General features: G+C 59.3%; 8 protein-coding genes. 2 read left to right on the plus strand and 6 right to left on the minus strand.

Annotation, left to right across the window (positions count from 1 at the left end):
• Positions 1 to 3: 3 nt before the first annotated feature.
• The 6 genes from LVW35_RS02840 to urtA form a co-directional block, all read right to left on the minus strand.
• Positions 4 to 843 carry an urease accessory protein UreD gene (locus LVW35_RS02840; protein ID WP_233893616.1) on the minus strand — a complete coding sequence of 280 codons (840 nt, stop codon included), beginning with the start codon at positions 841 to 843 and terminating at the stop codon, positions 4 to 6.
• A 31-nt stretch (positions 844 to 874) separates the two neighbouring features.
• Positions 875 to 1,573, minus strand: a complete 699-nt coding sequence (gene urtE / locus LVW35_RS02845) for an urea ABC transporter ATP-binding subunit UrtE (protein ID WP_233893617.1) — start codon at positions 1,571 to 1,573, stop codon at positions 875 to 877.
• 116 nt (positions 1,574 to 1,689) lie between these two features.
• Positions 1,690 to 2,523, minus strand: coding sequence for an urea ABC transporter ATP-binding protein UrtD (urtD, locus tag LVW35_RS02850; RefSeq protein WP_233893618.1), 834 nt, complete (start codon positions 2,521 to 2,523; stop codon positions 1,690 to 1,692).
• On the minus strand, positions 2,520 to 3,587 hold the full coding sequence (urtC, locus tag LVW35_RS02855; RefSeq protein WP_233893619.1) for an urea ABC transporter permease subunit UrtC: 1,068 nt from the start codon (positions 3,585 to 3,587) through the stop codon (positions 2,520 to 2,522). The genes urtD and urtC overlap by 4 nt, the downstream gene beginning before the upstream one ends.
• Positions 3,587 to 5,089: an urea ABC transporter permease subunit UrtB gene (gene urtB, locus LVW35_RS02860; protein WP_233893621.1), complete on the minus strand. Its 1,503-nt coding sequence runs from the start codon at positions 5,087 to 5,089 to the stop codon at positions 3,587 to 3,589. Before urtB ends, urtC begins: the two co-directional genes overlap by 1 nt.
• Before the next feature lie 144 nt (positions 5,090 to 5,233).
• A complete protein-coding gene (urtA, locus tag LVW35_RS02865; RefSeq protein ID WP_233893623.1) occupies positions 5,234 to 6,499 on the minus strand; it encodes an urea ABC transporter substrate-binding protein in 1,266 nt (421 codons plus the stop codon).
• A gap of 262 nt (positions 6,500 to 6,761) precedes the next feature.
• Here urtA and LVW35_RS02870 point away from each other — a divergent pair, with 262 nt between their 5' ends.
• Both LVW35_RS02870 and LVW35_RS02875 read left to right on the plus strand, forming a co-directional pair.
• Positions 6,762 to 12,248 carry a DUF4329 domain-containing protein gene (locus LVW35_RS02870; RefSeq protein ID WP_233893625.1) on the plus strand — a complete coding sequence of 1,829 codons (5,487 nt, stop codon included), beginning with the start codon at positions 6,762 to 6,764 and terminating at the stop codon, positions 12,246 to 12,248.
• Positions 12,249 to 12,360: 112 nt separating this feature from the next.
• Complete coding sequence (locus LVW35_RS02875; protein WP_233893626.1) at positions 12,361 to 19,563, plus strand: DUF4329 domain-containing protein; 7,203 nt, start codon at positions 12,361 to 12,363, stop codon at positions 19,561 to 19,563.
• Positions 19,564 to 19,695 lie beyond the last annotated feature (132 nt).

The following is a 19,695-nucleotide window of genomic DNA, read 5'->3' on the forward strand; positions in this document are numbered from 1 at the left end:
GGTTCAGGTACTCCAGATTCGGGGGGATACGGCTTCACGGCCCAGCACTGCGGGGCGTAACAGGCGCCATAAATCGATCAGCCAGGCGCGGGCATGCAGCGCCTCGCTGGCCAGGCAGCGTGCGACCAGCAGGCCCGGCAATTGGGACAGGTCGCCGCGCACGGCGTGGGGCAGGGCGCGGCAGGTTTCAAGTAATTCAGGGTCGATATCGGCGGTCAGCAGCAACGTGGCAAACACCGGTTGCCCGTCGAGTCCAATAGGGGAATCGAGCAAACCGTCGTCGCCCACGATGCGCTGGCGTTCATGCCAGAGCAAGTGGCCGTCGCGGCGGATATCCAGGTGCGATTGGAAGTGGCCGAGGTCGAAACGTTCGCCGCTGGCCGGGCGGCCCAGGGCGACCACGTCCCAGTAGAACAGTCGCGCATCGCCTTGCAGCTCGATGCGTGTGGTGAGTTCGGCCTGTGCGGCGCTGAACACGATGGTCTCCTGGGGCAGCCATTCCAGCGTTGCGCCGGCTTCCACGGTCAGGTCCAACTGCTGAAACGCAGGACCCTTGGCGCGGTACCACTTGGCCGCGCCAGGGCTGGTCAGTTGCGCCCAGGCACCCGCACCGACATGGGCGCGGATATCCAGGCGGTCACCGCCCGCTATGCCCCCGGGCGGGTGCACGATGATGTGTTGACACACCTCGGGGCCTTCGGCGTACAGGTGTTTTTGCACGCGCAAAGGACCGAGGTGGCGGCGCGTCACCGGCCGTGTGGTGTCGCCGAAACGCGCGTAGCCGAGTTCCAGCTCGGCGTGCCAGCTGGGGGTGAACAGGGCAGGGGAAACGGGCAGGTTCATGGCAGAGTGCTTATCGTTAGGAGGCTACAGATTAGATGGTTACCAAGCCGCGCACACCCTCGCGTTCCATATTTTCACCTCGGCCCTGCTGCACGATTTCACCACGGGACATCACCAGGTATTGGTCGGCCAACTCGGCGGCAAAGTCGTAGAACTGTTCCACCAGCAGAATCGCCATATCGCCGCGCTCCGCCAGTTTCTTGATCACCATGCCGATCTCCTTGATCACCGACGGCTGGATGCCTTCGGTGGGTTCATCGAGGATCAGCAGGCGCGGGCGACTGGCCAACGCACGTCCGATGGCGAGCTGTTGTTGTTGGCCACCGGACAGATCGCCGCCACGCCGATGCTTCATCTGCAGCAACACGGGGAACAGTTCGTAGATGAAGGCGGGCACTTCCTTGGCTTCTGAACCCGGAAAGCGCGAAAGCCCCATCAGCAGGTTTTCTTCCACCGTCAGCCGCCCGAAAATTTCCCGGCCTTGTGGCACATAGGCGATCCCGGCATGCACACGCTGGTGCGGCTTGAACCCGGTAATCGCCTTGCCTTCCCAGTTCACCGCGCCTTCTTTGGCCGGCAGCAAACCCATCAGGCACTTGAGCAAGGTGGTCTTGCCCACGCCGTTACGACCGAGCAGGCAGGTGACCTCACCGATCTTCACGTCAAACGACAGCCCGCGCAGGATGTGGCTACCGCCGTAGTACTGGTGAAGCTGTTGTACTTGTAGCATTGGAACTCCGTTAGTTGGGCTTCAAGCGGCAAGCTTCAAGCTGCAAGTAATAGCGGGCGGTGCCTGGCTTTTGCTTTAACTTGCCGCTTGAAGCTGGCGGCTAGATGCTGGCCGATTCACCGACCCAAATACACTTCAATAACCCGCTCATCGGTCTGCACCTGTTCCAGCGACCCCTCGGCCAGCACGCTGCCCTGGTGCAACACGGTCACATGGTCGGCAATCGAGCCGACAAACCCCATGTCGTGTTCCACCACCATCAGCGAATGCTTGCCCGCCAGGCGCTTGAACAGTTCGGCGGTGAATTCGGTCTCGGCATCGGTCATGCCCGCCACCGGTTCATCCAGCAGCAACAGCTGCGGGTCCTGCATCAGCAACATGCCGATTTCCAGGAACTGCTTCTGGCCGTGGGACAGCAACCCCGCCTGGCGCTGGGCCGAGGTGGTCAGGCGGATGGTGTCGAGTACTTCGTCGATACGGTCTCTCTGCTCGCCACTCAAGCGTGCGCGCAGGCTGGCCCACACGGATTTGTCGGTCTTCTGCGCCAGCTCCAGGTTTTCGAACACGCTCAAGGCTTCAAACACCGTGGGCTTCTGGAACTTGCGGCCGATGCCGGCCTGGGCGATCTGCACTTCGCTCATGCGGGTGAGGTCGAGGTTTTCGCCAAACCAGGCGGTGCCGTGGCTGGGCCGGGTCTTGCCGGTGATCACGTCCATCAGCGTGGTCTTGCCCGCGCCGTTGGGGCCGATGATGCAACGCAGTTCGCCGACGCCGATGTACAGGTTCAGGTTGTTGAGCGCCTTGAAGCCATCGAAGCTGACGCTGATGTCTTCCAGGCTCAGGATGGTGCCGTGGCGGGTGTTGAGACCCTTGCCGGCGGCGTGGCCGAGGCCGATCGCATCGCGGCCGCTGCCTGCGTCGAAAATAGGTTCAAGCATGACGTTCCTCATTTCTTCAGCAGGCCGATAACGCCCTTGGGCAGGTACAGGGTGACGATGATGAACAGCGCGCCGAGAAAGAACAGCCAGTATTCCGGAAAGGCCACGGTGAACCAGCTCTTCATGCCATTGACCACGCCAGCGCCGAGCAGCGGGCCGATCAAGGTCCCGCGTCCGCCAAGAGCAACCCACACGGCGGCTTCGATGGAGTTGGTCGGTGACATTTCGCTGGGGTTGATGATGCCCACCTGCGGCACGTATAGCGCACCTGCCAAACCACATAGCACCGCGCTCAGTACCCACACGAACAGCTTGAAGCCGCGTGGATCGTAGCCGCAGAACATCAGGCGGTTTTCCGCATCACGCAGGGCGGTCAGCACTCGGCCGAACTTGCTGCGCGCCAGGCGCCAGCCGATGAACAGGCTCGCCACCAACAACAGCACCGTGGCCACAAACAAAACCGCCCGTGTGCCTGGCTCGGTAATGCCGAAGCCGAGGATGCTGCGGAAATTGGTGAAGCCGTTGTTGCCGCCAAAGCCGGTCTCGTTGCGAAAGAACAGCAGCATGCCGGCGAAGGTCAGGGCCTGGGTCATGATCGAGAAATACACGCCCTTGATCCGTGAACGGAAGGCGAAGAAGCCGAACACGAGGGCCAATAGACCCGGCGCTAAAACCACCAGACACATGGCCCAGAGGAAGTGTTCGGTGCCGATCCAGTACCAAGGCAGTTCGGTCCATGAGAGAAAGGTCATGAACGCCGGCAGTTCATCACCGGACGCCTGGCGCATCAGGTACATGCCCATCGCGTAGCCACCGAGGGCAAAAAACAAGCCATGACCAAGGGACAACATCCCGGCGTAGCCCCACACCAGGTCCAGGGCGAGCGCGACGATGGCGTAGCACAGAATCTTGCCCACCAGCGTCAAGGTATAGGCCGAGACATGAAACGCGTTTTCCGGCGGCAACAGCGAGAGCAAAGGCAGCGTCAGCAGCACGAGGAGCATCACGGCGCCTACTGTAATCGTCACCTTGGGGCCGGCCTTTTGCGTGGCCGTCAGCATCAATGGCTGGTTCATCAGTCGATCACCCGTCCTTTCAGTGCGAAGAGTCCCTGCGGGCGTTTCTGGATAAACAGAATGATCAGCGCGAGGATCAGGATCTTGCCGAGTACGGCGCCGATCTGGGGTTCCAGAATTTTGTTGGCGATGCCCAAACCAAAGGCGGCCATGACGCTGCCAGCCAACTGGCCGACACCGCCGAGCACCACTACCAGGAACGAGTCGATGATGTAGCTTTGACCGAGGTCCGGGCCGACGTTGCCGATCTGGCTCAGCGCGACGCCGCCCAAACCTGCGATACCGGAACCCAAGCCAAACGCGAGCATGTCCACACGCCCGGTGGGCACGCCACAACAGGCCGCCATGTTGCGGTTCTGGGTCACTGCGCGCACGTTCAGGCCCAGGCGCGTCTTGTTCAGCAGCAGCCAGGTCAGTACCACCACGCACAGGGCGAAGGCAATGATCACGATGCGGTTGTACGGCAGCACCAGGTTGGGCAGCACTTGAATGCCGCCGGACAGCCACTCGGGGTTGGACACTTCGACGTTCTGCGCACCGAACACCAGGCGCACCAGTTGGATCAGCATCAGGCTGATGCCCCATGTGGCGAGCAGGGTTTCCAGCGGGCGGCCGTACAGGTGACGGATCACCGTGCGTTCCAAGGCCATGCCGATGGTGGCGGTGACAAAAAACGCCACCGGCAGCGCGATCAACGGGTAGAACTCGATGGCTTGCGGCACATGACGCTGCATCAACAACTGCACCACATAGGTTGAGTAGGCGCCGAGCATCAGCATTTCGCCGTGGGCCATGTTGATCACGCCGAGCAGGCCGAAGGTGATCGCCAGGCCCAGGGCCGCCAGCAGCAGGATCGAACCCAGGGACATGCCGCTGAAGGCCTGGCCGAGGATCTCGCCGAACAGTAGTTTGCGTTTGACCTGGGCCAGGCTGGTCTCGGCGGCGGTGTGTACGGCGGCATCGGTTTCGGCGCCAGGGGCGAGCAGCGCCTCAAGGCGAGTGCGGGCCAGTGGGTCACCGGTGCTGCCGAGCAGACGCACGGCGGCGAGGCGAACGACGGGGTCGGGGTCGACCAGTTGCAGGTTGGCCAGGGCCAGGCTGAGGGCGGTATGCACATCCTCGTTGGTCTCACTGGCGACCTGCTGGTCGAGGAATTTCAGTTGCGCGGGTTGTGCGCTTTTTTGCAGGGTCTGCGCAGCAGCCAGGCGTACCTTGGGGTCGGTGGCGAGCAGTTGCTGACTGGCTTGGACGTTGTCGATCAGGCTGCGCAGACGGTTGTTCAGGCGCACGGCCTTGGTTTCGCCATTGACCGTGACCTGGCCTTGTTGCAAAGCGTTAACCAGCTCGACGCGGGCCGGGTCGGGCTGGGCGGCCCAGTCCTGCAGCAGCTTGGCTTGTTGGCTGGGGTTGGCGGACAGGAAGTCTTCGGCATCGCTGGCGTGTGCTGCAAAAGGCAGCAACAGCAGGGCCGTAAGGATGAAACGGTAGAGGGCAGTGGGCATAACAAAGTGTCCTGATCATGCGCGGACTGGCTTTATGTGGAGGCGGGCTTGCTCGCGAATGCGGTGGATCAGTGACAGATGCATTGGCTGACACATTGCAATCGCGAGCAGGCCCGCTCCCACATTTTTTAGACCGAGTGGGGCTTAGTTACTTTTCACCGCGTAATCCGGCTTCTTGTCATTGCCCGGAATGTACGGGCTCCACGGCTGGGCGCGGATCGGTTCCTGGGTCTGCCACACCACCGAGAACTGCCCATCGGCCTGGATCTCGCCGATCATCACTGGCTTGTGCAGGTGGTGGTTGGTCTTGTCCATGGTCAGGGTGAAGCCCGATGGCGCAGCGAAGGTCTGGCCGGCCAGTGCTTCACGCACTTTGTCGACGTCGGTGGACTTGGCCTTCTGCGCCGCCTGCGCCCACATGTGGATGCCCACGTAAGTGGCTTCCATCGGGTCGTTGGTCACGGCTTTGTCGGCGCCCGGCAGGTTGTGTTTCTTGGCGTAGGCTTTCCAATCCGCCACGAATTTCTGGTTCACCGGGTTCTCCACCGACTGGAAGTAATTCCAGGCGGCGAGGTTGCCCACCAACGGCTTGGTGTCGATGCCGCGCAGTTCTTCTTCACCCACGGAGAACGCCACTACCGGAACGTCGGTGGCTTTCAAACCCTGGTTGGCCAACTCTTTGTAGAACGGCACGTTGGAGTCGCCGTTCACCGTGGAGATCACGGCTGTCTTGCCGCCGGCCGAGAACTTTTTGATGTTGGCCACGATGGTCTGGTAATCGGCGTGGCCGAACGGGGTGTAGACCTCTTCGATGTCTTTATCCGCCACGCCTTTGGAATGCAGGAACGAACGCAGAATCTTGTTGGTGGTGCGTGGGTACACGTAGTCGGTGCCCAGCAGGAAGAAACGCTTGGCGCCGCCGCCTTCCTCGCTCATCAGGTATTCCACCGCCGGGATGGCTTGCTGGTTCGGCGCCGCGCCGGTGTAGAACACGTTCGGCGACATCTCTTCGCCTTCGTATTGCACTGGGTAGAACAGCAGGCCATTGAGTTCTTCAAACACAGGTAAGACGGATTTGCGCGACACCGAGGTCCAGCAACCGAACACCACGGCGACTTTGTCCTGGGTCAGCAACTGTCGGCCTTTTTCGGCGAACAGCGGCCAGTTCGACGCCGGGTCCACGACCACCGGTTCGAGCATCTTGCCGTTTACTCCGCCCTTGGCGTTGATCTCGTCGATGGTCATCAATGCCATGTCTTTAAGCGACGTTTCGGAGATGGCCATGGTGCCCGACAGCGAATGCAGGATGCCGACCTTGATGGTCTCGGCGGCCTGGAGGGTCCAGGTCATGCCCATGGCGGCAATGGATGCCGAAAGAGTGAAAGCCTTGATCAAGCTGCGACGCTTCATGGTGCGATCTCCGAGAATCCCAATGTTGTTGGACAGATACCGGAGTGATTGCAAAGGCTGTGCCTGCTTTTCGAGGCGCTTCGTATCAAGGCGCTCAGGGTGTTTGTACGCGGGCAAAACGCACTGAATAAGCGCTTTCGGGAAGAGTGGGTGCACGCTGGGCACCGGGATGGTGCGCGCATGCGCTTAACTATGTAACCCCTTTGGAGCCAACGATTTGTCAGGGTGTCAGGACATTCGATGGAGTTTCAGAGGTGCATTGATGGACGATGAGCATTCAACGGGTAGCGGCCCTCGTGGTCATGCCAAACTGGGCCCGCTGACAGCGGCCTTCATCAGCCCGGACGATGTTGCGCGCCACTTGCACGAGCGCATCGGTAGCCGGCGTGATGTGGAGTACGGCAGTGTGATCATGCAGCGCCTCTCGGACGGCCTGTACGTAGGGACCGAGCCGCTGCCGGCTGAAGAAAAGACCTTCTCTTTCAGGTTACTGCTCGATGTCGAAAGCCCGGGTGGGGCGATCATATCGCCCGAAGGCTACCAACTGGTTGCGAGCCTGCATTCGCATCCGGATGCTTACGCTGAAACCCAGCGGCAGAATCCGGCACTGTCCCCACAACAGATAAATGCCCACATGAGTTTTTATTCGTGGGGGGACATCGTTTTTAATAGCGATTTCCGCATGAGCCTTGGTCTGGCGTACCTGTCAGGCCCAGATGGGGCATTGCTCAGGTACCAAACGCGCTTTTCCAAGGCTGAACAGCAGTATGCGCGATGGCTGAACCAGGGCAGTCCAGGCAAGCCTCCTGAGGGGCATGACGGTACGGTAGAGGGTAACTACAAGAAGCTTGCTGCGGTGGGCTCGTTGCGGTTTTTGGTGTCGAGCCCAGTATGGGGCGGGTCGGTGGGGGATGTGCCGGCGAACTGGGAGCCCTATAAGCGGTTTGACGCGCCTGCGTTGCAATTGCCCTGCGGGCCGGTATTCACTTCCAGAGAGCTTGCCCTCGCCTATGCCAAAACCCGTATGGAGCGTGAGTCTATTCCCGGGCAGCGCGTCTTGATTCTGCGACATCGGATACGAAATCGGTTTCTCGTCTCCGAGCCGCAATCGGCTGAGCCCACGCTGGGCCGGCAACCACCATTACCTGCCGGGTTTCTGTCAGACGGTTTCTATGTAAATGCCCAGCCGGTAAAGGCGCTCCCTGAGCTGGTGTTGAGCCCCGGCTTTGTCAGCGCCGACGACGCGGCGCGCTGGGCTCACGAAAACATCGGCAATCGCCGCGACGTAGAGTATGGAGGTGTGATTCTCAAGCGCGACCTGCGTTATTACGCCACCGAACCCGTTCCGGACCAGCGTTACAGCTTCGATCACGGTCTGCTATTGGCCAAAGAGGGTGAGGGCAATTTCATTGCGCCTGAGGGTTACCTTTGCGAGGCGTTCTATCATTCCCATCCGGCGGATGCCGAGCAGATCAAAGCCCGCTTTGCCGACTTCACGGCAGACCAGGTAACGCTGTTCAATAACTTTTACTCCGTTGCAGACCAAACGTTCAGCATTGAAAACCGGGCCTTTGCCAAGGTCCATTATTTTTCCGGACCTGATGATGTCCTGCTCAAATATGTGAGCAGTGGAACGGCGAGTGAAAAACAGTTTTACGCTCAACTTCGCGACGGGACGTTTGAGGCAAGCAGTGATTTTGAAAGCGTTATCTGGAGGCTGGCCGAAGCGGGTGAACTGTGGGTGCTGGTGGCCAATGCGGTTTGGGGAGGCGTTCGTGGGCGTGTGAACAAGGGGTGGCGTATGCGCGAGCCGGTAGCGGCGGCGAGCCCCCCGCTGTTACAGCCGTTTTTTACAGCCCTCTCTTCAAGCTCCCAGGAAGCCATTTCGAGGGCGCTTTCAGCGGCGCGTGCATCCAACCAGAAAGACGGCGTCGGCTTTGTGCTCAAGCACACCGGTCAGGACCTGTACGTTGCCACGACGGCGTCGCCCCGGCTTGAGCCGCTTTTTTCACCGCAGGGTTTGTTTCCAAGGCGTCCGGACGGGAAGCTACGTTTACCGTCCCAGTTTCGACTGGAGGCTATTTACTATCGGTCCAGCCCGTCAGCCAACGATATTCCGAGCAGAGAACCTTGGTTGTACACGACGTTTTTCTCCCCGGCTGAGATCGTTGCGGCGATCACCCAAGCCAGGGCGACCGAAGCGTTGCAGGTCGAGGCTCGCGGCCTGGAGTTGTACGTGCAAACCACTGATGGGGCATTACTCACGCTCAAGGTGCCGCTGGTCAGCGACGCAGCCGAGTTGGTCAGGTTAAGCAGCGATGGGCGCGTTGACGACAAAGGCGCCCAGCAGGCGCTGGTTGCAGGTTCGCTAAGCCCGCGTGAGTTTGTTCGGCGAGTGCTGTCAGTAACCGATGTGAGGGTAGTGACGCCAGGTGACTTGTGGCGCGTCGTGGGGTCGGTGGACCATAGCGCTGCGGTGCTGACGCCGTTTTACCAGGCGCAGTTGAGTCGCCCGTTTCTTTCGCCGCTTGACGCGGCCGTGCATGCTCACGAAAAGATTGGCGGCAAGCGCAGTTCGTACTACGGCGGGTATGTACTCAAGGCACAGGATGGACGTTTTGTTATCACTGAGCCTCTGGTCAGCGAAGAGAACCCATTTGCGGCTCCATTGTTTTTCCCCGCCGGCGGCAAGGGCCCTTTGATACCGCCGCAGACGTATGTGGTAGAGGGGCGCTACGGCGCTCATCCGGCATTGTCGATGGTCGATTACGACTGGGTACAGCGACGTCGCTGGGGCCGTGAAGAGGCGTCGATCAATCTGCAAGTGTTTTCCCCGGATGAGATCCACTCAGTTGTCCAGCAGGGGCAGCGTGCTTATCTTTCCGGTGCCCAGGACTGCTTGCTGTCGTATATGCCAAGTGGGTCGGACGCAGAGAAGAGGCTGGCGTCTGGCGGCAATTCCGTGCAGCAACGCATCGCCAGTGGATTGGTAACGCCCGCGCAATGGGTTGTCCACTTGGCGACGATGGGTGACCTGAGGGTCATTCAGGGCAATGCACTGTGGGGGCCGCGTTCGCCGGTCTACAGGGATTGGACGCCCGCTTTCGAATATGCGCCCCGGGTGGGCCCGCCAGACGTTGTACTCTACAGCGCACTGTTTGATACCGAAGACGCCGTCGCCCGTGATCTGCATGCGCGCACGCATGGTCGCAACCTGCCGGAGCAGGCCTGCTTTGCGTTTATTCTCAAGCACCAGGAAATGTCGCTCTATATGGCCACCGAGGTCATTGGCGTGAATGCTGAAAATGAGCTGTTCAGGCTTGATAGTGCGTTTGTCCGCACGGGCGACAGCGATTATCAGTTTCCCGATGGCTTTGTACTGCATGGAGTGTTCCGTTCACAGCAGTGGCAGCCAGCCGACCTGGCGGTCGGGCATGCCTGGCTGACACGGTTTTTTGTCATGCCGATGGTGCTTTATCAAGCGCTTCACGCGGCCAGGCTAGGCGGCGATAAATACAACAAGGGGTTGCAGCTGTCGAGCTACTTTTCCACCCAGGATGGTGCACTGTTGAGGTATGTGTCACTGCCGTTCAGCAGCAATAAAGGCGAGGATGCCGATAAGCCGTTCAAGGAAGCCACGACCGATTTGGCGGCGGGTATAGTGTCGCCGCAGACGTTCGTCCGCCAGTGCATAAAAGATGGCCAGCTAGACGTGTTACGCACCAGCCAATGCTGGGATAAAGCGGGGCGGGTCAGTGCTACCTGGACTGGCTATGAGCACCTTGTAAAACGCCGCTTGAGCCCGATGTTCAATAGTCCGGATGATGCCGTGCGGCATGCCGCCGCCTTGATCGGCTCCGGGCGCGAGCGTGTCTATGGTGGCGTGGTGCTCAGGCTGCCGGGCAATTTGTATGTTGCCACTGACCCCTTGGTTGTCCCTCCCCAGGGGTTTGCATTCAACTGGGTGTACCCCGACCCGGCCGTTAGCCAAGGGCTGTATCCGGCCGGCTGTACCCTGATTGCGCGCTACCGCTCGGTGGTCGAGCGAGAGGTGCAAGTTTTATTCTCGCCGACTGAGAAAGCGGTGTATCAGAGTATGTTGCCGACCGCGGTGCTGGCGGAGCTGGTGCACCGTGACATCCATGTCAAACGTGACTACCTGGTCGAGCCCGATGGAGTGATCCTGAGTTTTGACCTGCGCAACGGTGCGCAGGAAGAGATGCTGAAGCGGGCACTGGCACCCCTGGACCCACTCAAGCGTGACTATGCGGACAACGACATCGAGCGCCAAATACGCCAGGGCACGCTGTTACCCAGCGACTTTGTCACGCAGGTCATCAAGGCAGGCACCCTGCGGGTGGTCAATGGCAACGCGTTGTGGGGAATGGCACGCACACTGAGCGTCGCTTTTGTGCCGAACCCTGCTGTTGTAGATCCTCTGCAGGTTCGGCAGGTATTCGCTGACGCAGCCTGTAGCCCGGTGTTCACCCAAGCCTATGATGCGGTGCGCCATGCACAGCGCACGTCGTCCTCGCGCAGCAATACCCAATTTGGTTATGTACTCAAAGCGCAGAAAAAAGAGGTGTACATGACCAGCCTTGCGTTGGTGCGCAAGCGCTTCGCCAAGCTGGAGCAGGTGTTTATCGACGGTCAATTGCCGCCGGGTTATGAAATCGTCGGTTTGTACTTGCGTGCGTCGTCAGCCGCAATTGCCGTCGCCAGCGATGAAATGAGCCACAGTTTCTTCTCACCTGAGGACATTGGCCGGGGCATCAGCTTCGTCAATAACTTCGTCAAGAACGGACCCTTGCCACTGTACCTGCTGTGTGCGGATGGGGCGCTGCTCAAGTACACGATCACGCGAGATGTCGCGTCGCTGAGCGAACTGTCCCGCAATGTGCGTGTGACTACGGCGCAACTGCAGGCAGGTACTTTGAAAGTTGCCGATTACGTGCGCACACTGGGTACCAAGGGTGATTTGTATGTGCGCAAAACCAGTACGGTATGGGGCAGGGAAGAGCGTGTCACCCTTCAATGGGCGCCCAGGGCAATGCCTTGGCCATTTGCCGATAACCCCCATTTTCACTCGTTTTGCGGGCCGTTGTTCAACCATGCCGACGACGCCGCACGCTGGGCCCAGAAGCAGTTGGGGCGATACGCGGGCACCGTATACCTCGGTGCGGTTTTGAGCCCTGGAACCTTTGTCGGTTTTGTGGCAATCGATCCGGTGGAGGTCCGCACCGAATCGACGCTGACCACACTGGAGATGTTTTTTTGGCTAGATCATCTGGGCTTCGACGTCCCCGCCCGCAACCCCTTGCACAGCTTCAGCATTGCGGCGGTGCATGCATTCTATCCACGCATCGCCTCCACACAGAGCGCATTGCAGTTGGACAAAAACCTGCTGGAAAACTTCGTCGAGCAAGATGACCTGCGGCGTTACGTGGACGTACTCAAGAGTAACCGACCGTTCGCCGAGTGTTGTTATCTGTCCTCACGAGGCGGCGCCTTGCTCAAGTACGTACCCGCCTTTTCGACCGAGGAAGCCACCTTGCTGCGGCCCGGGAATAAACTGGAACCCAGCCAGTGGGTCAGCAGACTCAGGGGCGTCGGTCATCTCAGCGTTCTGTTGACCGATGCCTTCTGGACGCGCATGGGGGAATTGGGCAAGGAGTGGAAAACGGAGAGTGTTCAAGCCGAGCCGGAAGTGGATGACGGTTTGTACATTCGCCCCCACGACGAACTCTGACGGGGGGCTGCCGACCAACCATTGCCGGTCGGCACTTGCTAATTATGTAGCGCCCACGGGGGCGGGGGTTGTTCAGGATGGAGGGACATTCGATTCCTCTTGAGGTGTACACATGGACGACTCCCCCCCACGCGGCAAACGCGCCGCCATCCCCCAGGGTTATGCCAAGCTTGGTCCGCTGACCCCAGCCTTTATCAGCGCCGATGATGTGGCGCGTTATTTACATGAGCGCATCGGTAACCGACGTGCTGTCGAATATGGCAGCGTGATCATGAAGCGCCTGTCTGACGGGCTGTATGTCGGCACTGAACCGGTATCGGATCAGCATCGGCAATTCGATGTCTCCCTGATACTGGACACTGACAGTTCAACGGGTGAGTTTATCCATCCACGGGGTTATCGCCTTGTCGCCTCCTTGCATTCCCACTCCGACACGCAAGAGCAAGCACGACAAGCACAGCCGCACTTAACCTTGCCGATGATCCACACGATCATGAGCTTTTTCACCACGGGCGATGTGGTTGCCATCCATCAAGTGCGTTCGACATTGCCTTGGGCTTATCTATCGGGTCCCGACGGTACTTTGTTGCGTTATCAAGTCAGCTACTCCACCGCCGAACAGGAGTATGCCCATTGGATTGAAGCGGGACGCCTCCCAACAGCGCCACATGGACACGATGGAACGGTTGTGGGGGAGTTTAAAAAACTGGCTTCGGTGGGATCGCTGCGGTTCTTAGTATCCAGCGCTCATTGGGGTGGCTCGGTGGGCGACGTTCCTGCGGATTGGGAACCTACCAAACCATTCGATGCGCCCACCTTGCAGCTGCCCTGCGGGCCGGTATTTTCTACTCGGGACCTGGCGCTTAATTATGCTGAGCTGCGCATGAGCCGTCAGCCCGACGCCAAGCAACGGGTATTGATTCTGCGGCGCGGCAAGCAACAAGTGTTTGTCGCCTCTGAGCCGCAGGTGGCCGAGCCCCCTGCAGGGACGCTGCCGCCTTTTCCTGTCGGATTCAGCCTGTATGGGGTGTATTTTCATGCTCGACCTGTGCTTGCGCAGGCTCCAACCCAGCAGTCTGAGCTGTACATGAATTTCGTCAGCCCGTTGGCGTTGGCGCAGCAGATTGCCCTGATGCGCCACTATGCCAAAGACACTCACTCGACCGATCATGCGTCGTTGTTTATCCGCACGCGTGATGACGCCATCCTGCGTTACCGAGTGTCAGGCGCGGCCGATGAGTCGCAACTGTTCGTCCAAAACGCCGACGGCACGGTCAGTGATAACGGGATTCAAGCACAGATCCAGGCGGGCTCACTCAGTCCGCTCACGTTTGTCCGGCGTGTCGCGACAGCGGGTGAGTTATCGGTCATCAAGGTCAATGCAATGTGGGACACCGCGGGCGCGGTGACTGCTCAGTGGGAACCGTCACGCGCGCTCACCGAGTTGGCGTTGAGCGCTGCCTTTATCAGTGCAGACGATGCTGCCCACTGGGCGCACCTGCAGATAGGCAGCAAGCGCGACAAGGTGTATGGCGGGGTAATCCTTCAACGGGGAAAGCATTTCTTTGCGACGCTGCCGAAACCTGGCAATGAGCAGGAGTTCGATTTCACGACGGTTATTCCCATCGATGAGGATGACCAGCAGGTTCCTCCGGTGGGTTTTACGTTAGTCGCGTACTTCCATTCGCATCCGCTTCTGGTCTCGCAGGCAATAGCGTCGCAAGACGTGGTGTCCTGGTTACGCTCATCCATTCTGCCAAGCGAAGCGGCAAGCATTATAAAAAACGCTCAGCGTTACCGGATTGGCAGCCATTATCTGTCTGCGGCCGTCGACGCATTGGTTAAATATATCCCCCATGATTCAGACAGGACGCAGACGCTTCTGAGCTATGTGGAATCGACAACCGGAGCGCCGCGCGACATTTTTGGCCAGTATCTGCCGTTGTTGCTCGGGGCTGGTGAGTTGTGGGTCCTTGCGGCCAACGTGGTTTGGGGGGGACAGCGCGGGCGCGTCGACAAACGCTGGGCGCTGGGCGCGACCCTGTCCGGCGGTCAACGCATGCAACCTGTACTGTCGGCGATATCGCAGACCCTGGATATTGGCAGCCTGTTGCCCTTAGAACCTGCGGTGAAGGGGCAGGCGGTGTTTGGTTATCTGCTCAAGGCCATGGGCAAGGAAGAATACATAGCGACTGCGCCCGCGTCGGAGCGCCCCAAGCTGACGGCGCCTAAAAAGCTGTTTGCGACAGGGGCAAATGGGCGTGCAATACTGCCAGACGGTTTTCGTATCGAAGGTATCTATTGCCGTTTGTACCCACAGTCGAGCTGGTTACACCCAGAATTCTTCACCCCGGCAGTCCTTGCTGCGGTGACAGAGCAACTGAGCGCTGACCCGACACTTTACACTGATCGAAGAGCTTTTCGGCTCTATCTGCGCACCCGCGATAATGCGCTGCTGAGCTACGCCTTTTCGGGGGGCGAGGGCGAAGCGCAGTTTTTGGGTAAGCAGGGCGCAACAGCGGAAAATCAGCTGAAAGCGGGAACCCTGACCACCAATGATTTCGTCATGCGCCTGGCCGATATCGGACAGTTGACCGTCTTGCAGGTAGGGGCGAATTGGCCAGAGACTGGCCGGGTGATTCCCGGGGGCGGTGCGTTCGGGCGTTTGCACAATAGCCTGAGCCCTGCCTTTATCACGGCGGACGATGCAGCGCGCTACCTGCATGAGCGAATCCCCGGCCGTAGCTACGACCAACTTGGCTACGTCTTGCAGCGCAGTGATGGGCTGTTCGTGTCCACACCGCCCCTCTATGAATCCGATCTGAGCCAACAGCTGGGGTTGTCGTTTGATGGCGAAATGTTCGCCAACCTGCTGATGCCGATCGGGTATCGCATTGCCGGTTTCTTTGTCGCCCTCAAGAATGAATTCGACATCATCAAGAGCAAGTTGACACGGCCTGGCGAATCAAAACCAAAGCTCTCATTGAACGAAGAAGCGACCCTGTATGCAGCGGTGCCGAATTACGTCTACACAACGAGTATCACGGCGACCAACCAGAAGATTCCCGCGCTGTATTACTCAAGTCCGTTCAATTCCCTGGTCAAATATGTGCGCAGCGGTTCGCAGAATGAACTCAACTTCAGCGGCTTCCTGCGAGAGGCAATACAAAACAATGAAATCAAGCCACAGCTTGATGGCTTCGATGGCACGCCTGAGGAAATGGTCCGAAAACTGGTGCGTGTTGGTGAGTTTTCCGTGGTGGAATCGAGCGCTATCTGGGGCGGTTCCCGAGGTAAGTTACCTGCCGCCGGTTGGGTGCCGCTCCAGCCGTTTGTCGCGGGTTCGCCCCTCCAGCCGGTTTACAGCTGGATTTTTCAGGACGCGCAATCCGCTGCACGGTTCAGCCATGACCAGATGGCACTGAATGCAGGCGATCCCCCACTTTCCTTTATTCTCAAAGACCCTGCTGCCGAGCGGTATGTGGTTGCGACAGCGGTTACCGCACCGTCAAACACCGCGCTGTCGCTGTTTTCGCCGCTGCGAGTCTTTGGCGAAGACGACAGGGGGCGCTTGGCGCTGCCGAGCGACTTCGAAATCTACGGGATGTGTTACGCAACACGTCCACCGTTGGGCTTGAAGATCGAACAGCACTGGCTGTACGAGTGTTTTGTCTCACCCACTGACTTGGCTCTGGCGATCGCTGCGTCACGTGAGGCTGATTCCACGGTTAAACGACTGTTGTTGAGTACCCGTGATGGCGCTCAACTGGAGTACGTGTTCTCCGCCACAGGCCTGGAGGACCAGCTCTATGGCGTTGCGCCTACGGGCGTTGTAACGGATAACGGCCTGCAGGCGCAGTTGGTTGCAGGCGAACTGACCCCCATCGATTTCGTCAAGCGTATCGCAGCGGCGGGCACGCTCTGGGTGCGACAGACCGGTACATTGTGGGACGTGGAGGGGCAGGTCGGCGAGGGCTGGCGGCCATTCGCTCGCTACCCGACGCCGGTGTTCAGTGCGCCGTTTCTCTCTGCGGATGACGCCGCGCGCTTCGCGCATGAACAAATCGGTTCTGAACGTTCCATCGAGCAATGCGGCTTCATTCTCCAGACGCTCGATCAACGGTTTGTCGCCACCTTGCCATTGCCCTGTCGCGCAGGCGATCGGTTTGCACTTGATGAAGTCTTTGCCGCAGACCACACCGGGACCCTCATCGTGCCACGACCGTACGTGCTGTACGGGCAGTACGCTTCTTGCCGCGCGCTGTCGCTGATGGACACTGCACGAATGAGTCATTACGGCTGGTCGCGGACCGAGGCGTCGGTCGAATGGCAGCTGTTTACCGATCCGGAGCTGCATCGCCTGATCGGCAATCGCCATGTGGTCTCTGTGGCTTACCTGTCGAGCGCCGAGGATGCGCTGCTCGCCTATGACCTCAGTGGCTCCGCTGCTGAGTTGGCGTTGCGCGCAGAGCTGGCGCCAGGACCGCAGGGCAGTCAGTTGGACAGGCAGCGAGTGCGCGGACAGCTACGCCCGGAGGCGATGGTCCGCAAACTGGCTACCACCGGGTTGCGCATTGCGCAGGGCAATCGACTGTGGGGCGCCGCCGGGACGCTGCCCGACCACTGGCAAGCGATCCCTGCAGAAAAAGCGTTTGAACGGCCTGCGCAAGTGGCCTTCGGGGCGATTTTTTCCAGCGCCACCCGTGCCGTTGAAGACGCCCATGCACGTTTGAAACGTGGCTGTGGCTCGTCACAAACAGGTTTCGGTTTTGTGCTTAAACACGCCCATAAAGACGAATATGTGGTGTCCGAAATCGTGCCGAGCGATGGCAGCCATCCACTGTTCAGCCTGGCAAGCCTGTTTAAGACTGCCGAAGACGGTGCCTATGTCTACCCCTCAGGTTTCACCCTCAAAGGGTTGTTCTATGCACGGCGCTGGATGCCGGAGCAATTGCCGAAGCACGAACGGTGGTTGGCCCAGCACTTCATATCATCGGCTGATCTATACAGTTCGTTCCTGATCGCCAAGCAGCAGCGCGAAGAAGACGCGGTCACTACGTTGCCCGTGTTCATTTCGACGCTGGACAACGCGCTGCTCAAATACCAGACACCCCTCTCGACACGCTTGTTCGATGCACAGAAACAACCGTCCGGCAATTTTGAAGATGTGCATACGCGCTTGGCGGGTGGGCAATTGACAGCCCAGGCTTTCGTGACTCAAGTCATTTCGTTGTGCTGGCTGAGCGTGATGGTCCCTAATGACTGTTGGGATGAGACCGGCAAACTCGGTACCGATTGGGTCCCTTATGCGAATTTCAGTCGTAGAGCCCTGAGCCCGGCGTTTTTCAGCATGGACGACGCGCTACGTTACACACGGACACTGACTGCCACCCAACCGAATCAAATCGAGGGCGGATTGGTGTTGCGGCGGGTCGATGGGCTGTATGTGGCGACCGAGCCGCTGCCCGTGACCACCGAGAATTTCGATCCGAAAAGCATCCTGCCGGACGAGGATGTGCGTCAGGACTGGCTCGCCCCCGGCATGAAGATTGTGGCGCGCTACCGCTCGCGTCGGGACACGTGGCCGGACTTCCCGCTGTCTGAGGAAGCCCTGAAGGTGTATCGCAACATGTTCAGCACCGATGTTCTGGCCAAGGCGCTCGACTGCAACCATTTGTGGAGTCATGAGTACCTGTTCGGGCTTGATGGCTCGGTGATCAGTTTCACCTGCAATGACCTCAACCGCGATTTGCTCAGCGCTGAGCAACAGCAGCAGGAGACACTGGATTTCCAGCAGCTCAAAGTTGACTTGGCGCCTGCCGCTCAGACGCCCCATGACCCGCAGAGCAACGTGATACAGCAACACCTGCGCGACGGGGTCAAGACCCCGACCGAGTTTATCAACCGGGTGCTTAAAGTCGCGACGATGAGCGTGGTACAGGGTAGTCAATTGTGGGGTAACCCACAGCTGTTGCCCCGAGGATGGTTTCCGGCCCACGGTTTTACCGTGCCAGAGAGCAGCACCCACGCTTCAGCGGACCGGGCGTGCAGCCCAGTGTTCCACCATGTTGATGATGTGGCGCGGTTCGTTCATGAGCTTGCCGGCGAGCGTGATGAGCTGACGTTTGGTGTTCTGCTGAAATCGACAAACGAACGCTGGATGGCCTGCCTGCCGGTCAAGGGGGAAGACCTTCAGTTTCCACTGAGTCGGGTGTTTTTAAGTGGCCAGTTGCCTCTGGGCTGGACCCTTCAGGGACTTTATTTGTGTGCGCCCGCGCGGCAACCCGACGAATTGATAACCTCGCCGGTTTATCGCAGTTTTATCCCGCCCAGTGTGCTTCGTGCCGTTTTGTGGGCGTTGCGTCAAGGCGAACAGTACCTGCCGCTTTACCTGTCGTGCGCCGACGGGGCGCTGCTCAGTTATCGCGCTGCTTTTATCGACAGTGACTGGGACAGTCAAAGCCGCTTACAAGCCTATGTAGAGAAACTGAACGGCGACTTCAACCCAGCGGACTACATTCACCAGGTGGCGCGCTCCGGTGCACTTGAGGTCTTGATTACGGGGGACATATGGGCTGCCCAGGGGCCGGTGGGTTCCACCTGGCGCCCAAGACAAGTCACCCCCTATACGCCAGGTAACGATGAACGAGTGGCTCTGGGCCCCTTATTCGCGCATGCCGACGATGCAGCTCGCTATCAGTGGCGCCGTTATCGTCATGCCCCGACCCAGCCAAGGTTGGCGGCCCTGCTCGCCAATGCGGCAGACAATACATTTCTGGTGACCGATCCGCTTGACGATAGCGGCCTCAGTGTCGGATGGGGCCGCCCAGATACGGCTGCGATGGATCGTTTATTTTCCAGCTACATCAATCCAGAGTACTTGAAGCGCCACTCCCGATATCCCCACGGCTACAGGATCATGGGCGTGCAGCAGTTGTATAAGCTCACTGCCCCTCGTTCTCAGAAAAACCGCTACCAGCAGGCGCTCGCCGATAACTTCGTTGGCCAACCCGAGTTCAGGACGTTCGTCTCTATGTTCCGGGACAACCGGGTTGCGGGTGCTCGTTATTACTTCACACCGCGAAACGGTGCGCTGTTGGTGTATCTGCCCAGTTTTGAACCCGCCGAAACCGACATGCTGTTTTCCGGCTGGATCGATCCCACCAGCCAAGAGCCTCTCGCTACACCAAGCCAGGTGATCACGACCCTGGTTCACTCCGGCCGTTTGTACGTTCTGGAGCCGGATACGTTCTGGCAGCCTCGTGGGCATGTGCAGACCCGGTTATTGCAGGCGTTGCGTAAGACCTATCGGTAATCAAACGACATGCGACTCCTGCATTTCTCAAGGAACACAAGGTAATGGATAGACACATGACAACCCGCTCGGTCGAGCAACTTCTGCAAAATCTCAGCCCACCGTTTCTAACCGCCGATGACGCGGCGCACT

Origin of the sequence: Pseudomonas sp. HN11, assembly GCF_021390155.1 — a bacterium.
Taxonomy (GTDB): domain Bacteria; phylum Pseudomonadota; class Gammaproteobacteria; order Pseudomonadales; family Pseudomonadaceae; genus Aquipseudomonas.

Excerpts from the sequence above, each read along its gene's own strand:
- urtC (WP_233893619.1), bottom strand. The coding sequence starts at position 3,587 with ATGAACCAGCCATTGATGCTGACGGCCACGCAAAAGGCCGGCCCCAAG.
- urtA (WP_233893623.1), bottom strand. The coding sequence starts at position 6,499 with ATGAAGCGTCGCAGCTTGATCAAGGCTTTCACTCTTTCGGCATCCATT.
- LVW35_RS02870 (WP_233893625.1), top strand. The coding sequence starts at position 6,762 with ATGGACGATGAGCATTCAACGGGTAGCGGCCCTCGTGGTCATGCCAAA.
- urtE (WP_233893617.1), bottom strand. The coding sequence starts at position 1,573 with ATGCTACAAGTACAACAGCTTCACCAGTACTACGGCGGTAGCCACATC.
- LVW35_RS02840 (WP_233893616.1), bottom strand. The coding sequence starts at position 843 with ATGAACCTGCCCGTTTCCCCTGCCCTGTTCACCCCCAGCTGGCACGCC.
- urtB (WP_233893621.1), bottom strand. The coding sequence starts at position 5,089 with ATGCCCACTGCCCTCTACCGTTTCATCCTTACGGCCCTGCTGTTGCTG.
- LVW35_RS02875 (WP_233893626.1), top strand. The coding sequence starts at position 12,361 with ATGGACGACTCCCCCCCACGCGGCAAACGCGCCGCCATCCCCCAGGGT.
- urtD (WP_233893618.1), bottom strand. The coding sequence starts at position 2,523 with ATGAGGAACGTCATGCTTGAACCTATTTTCGACGCAGGCAGCGGCCGC.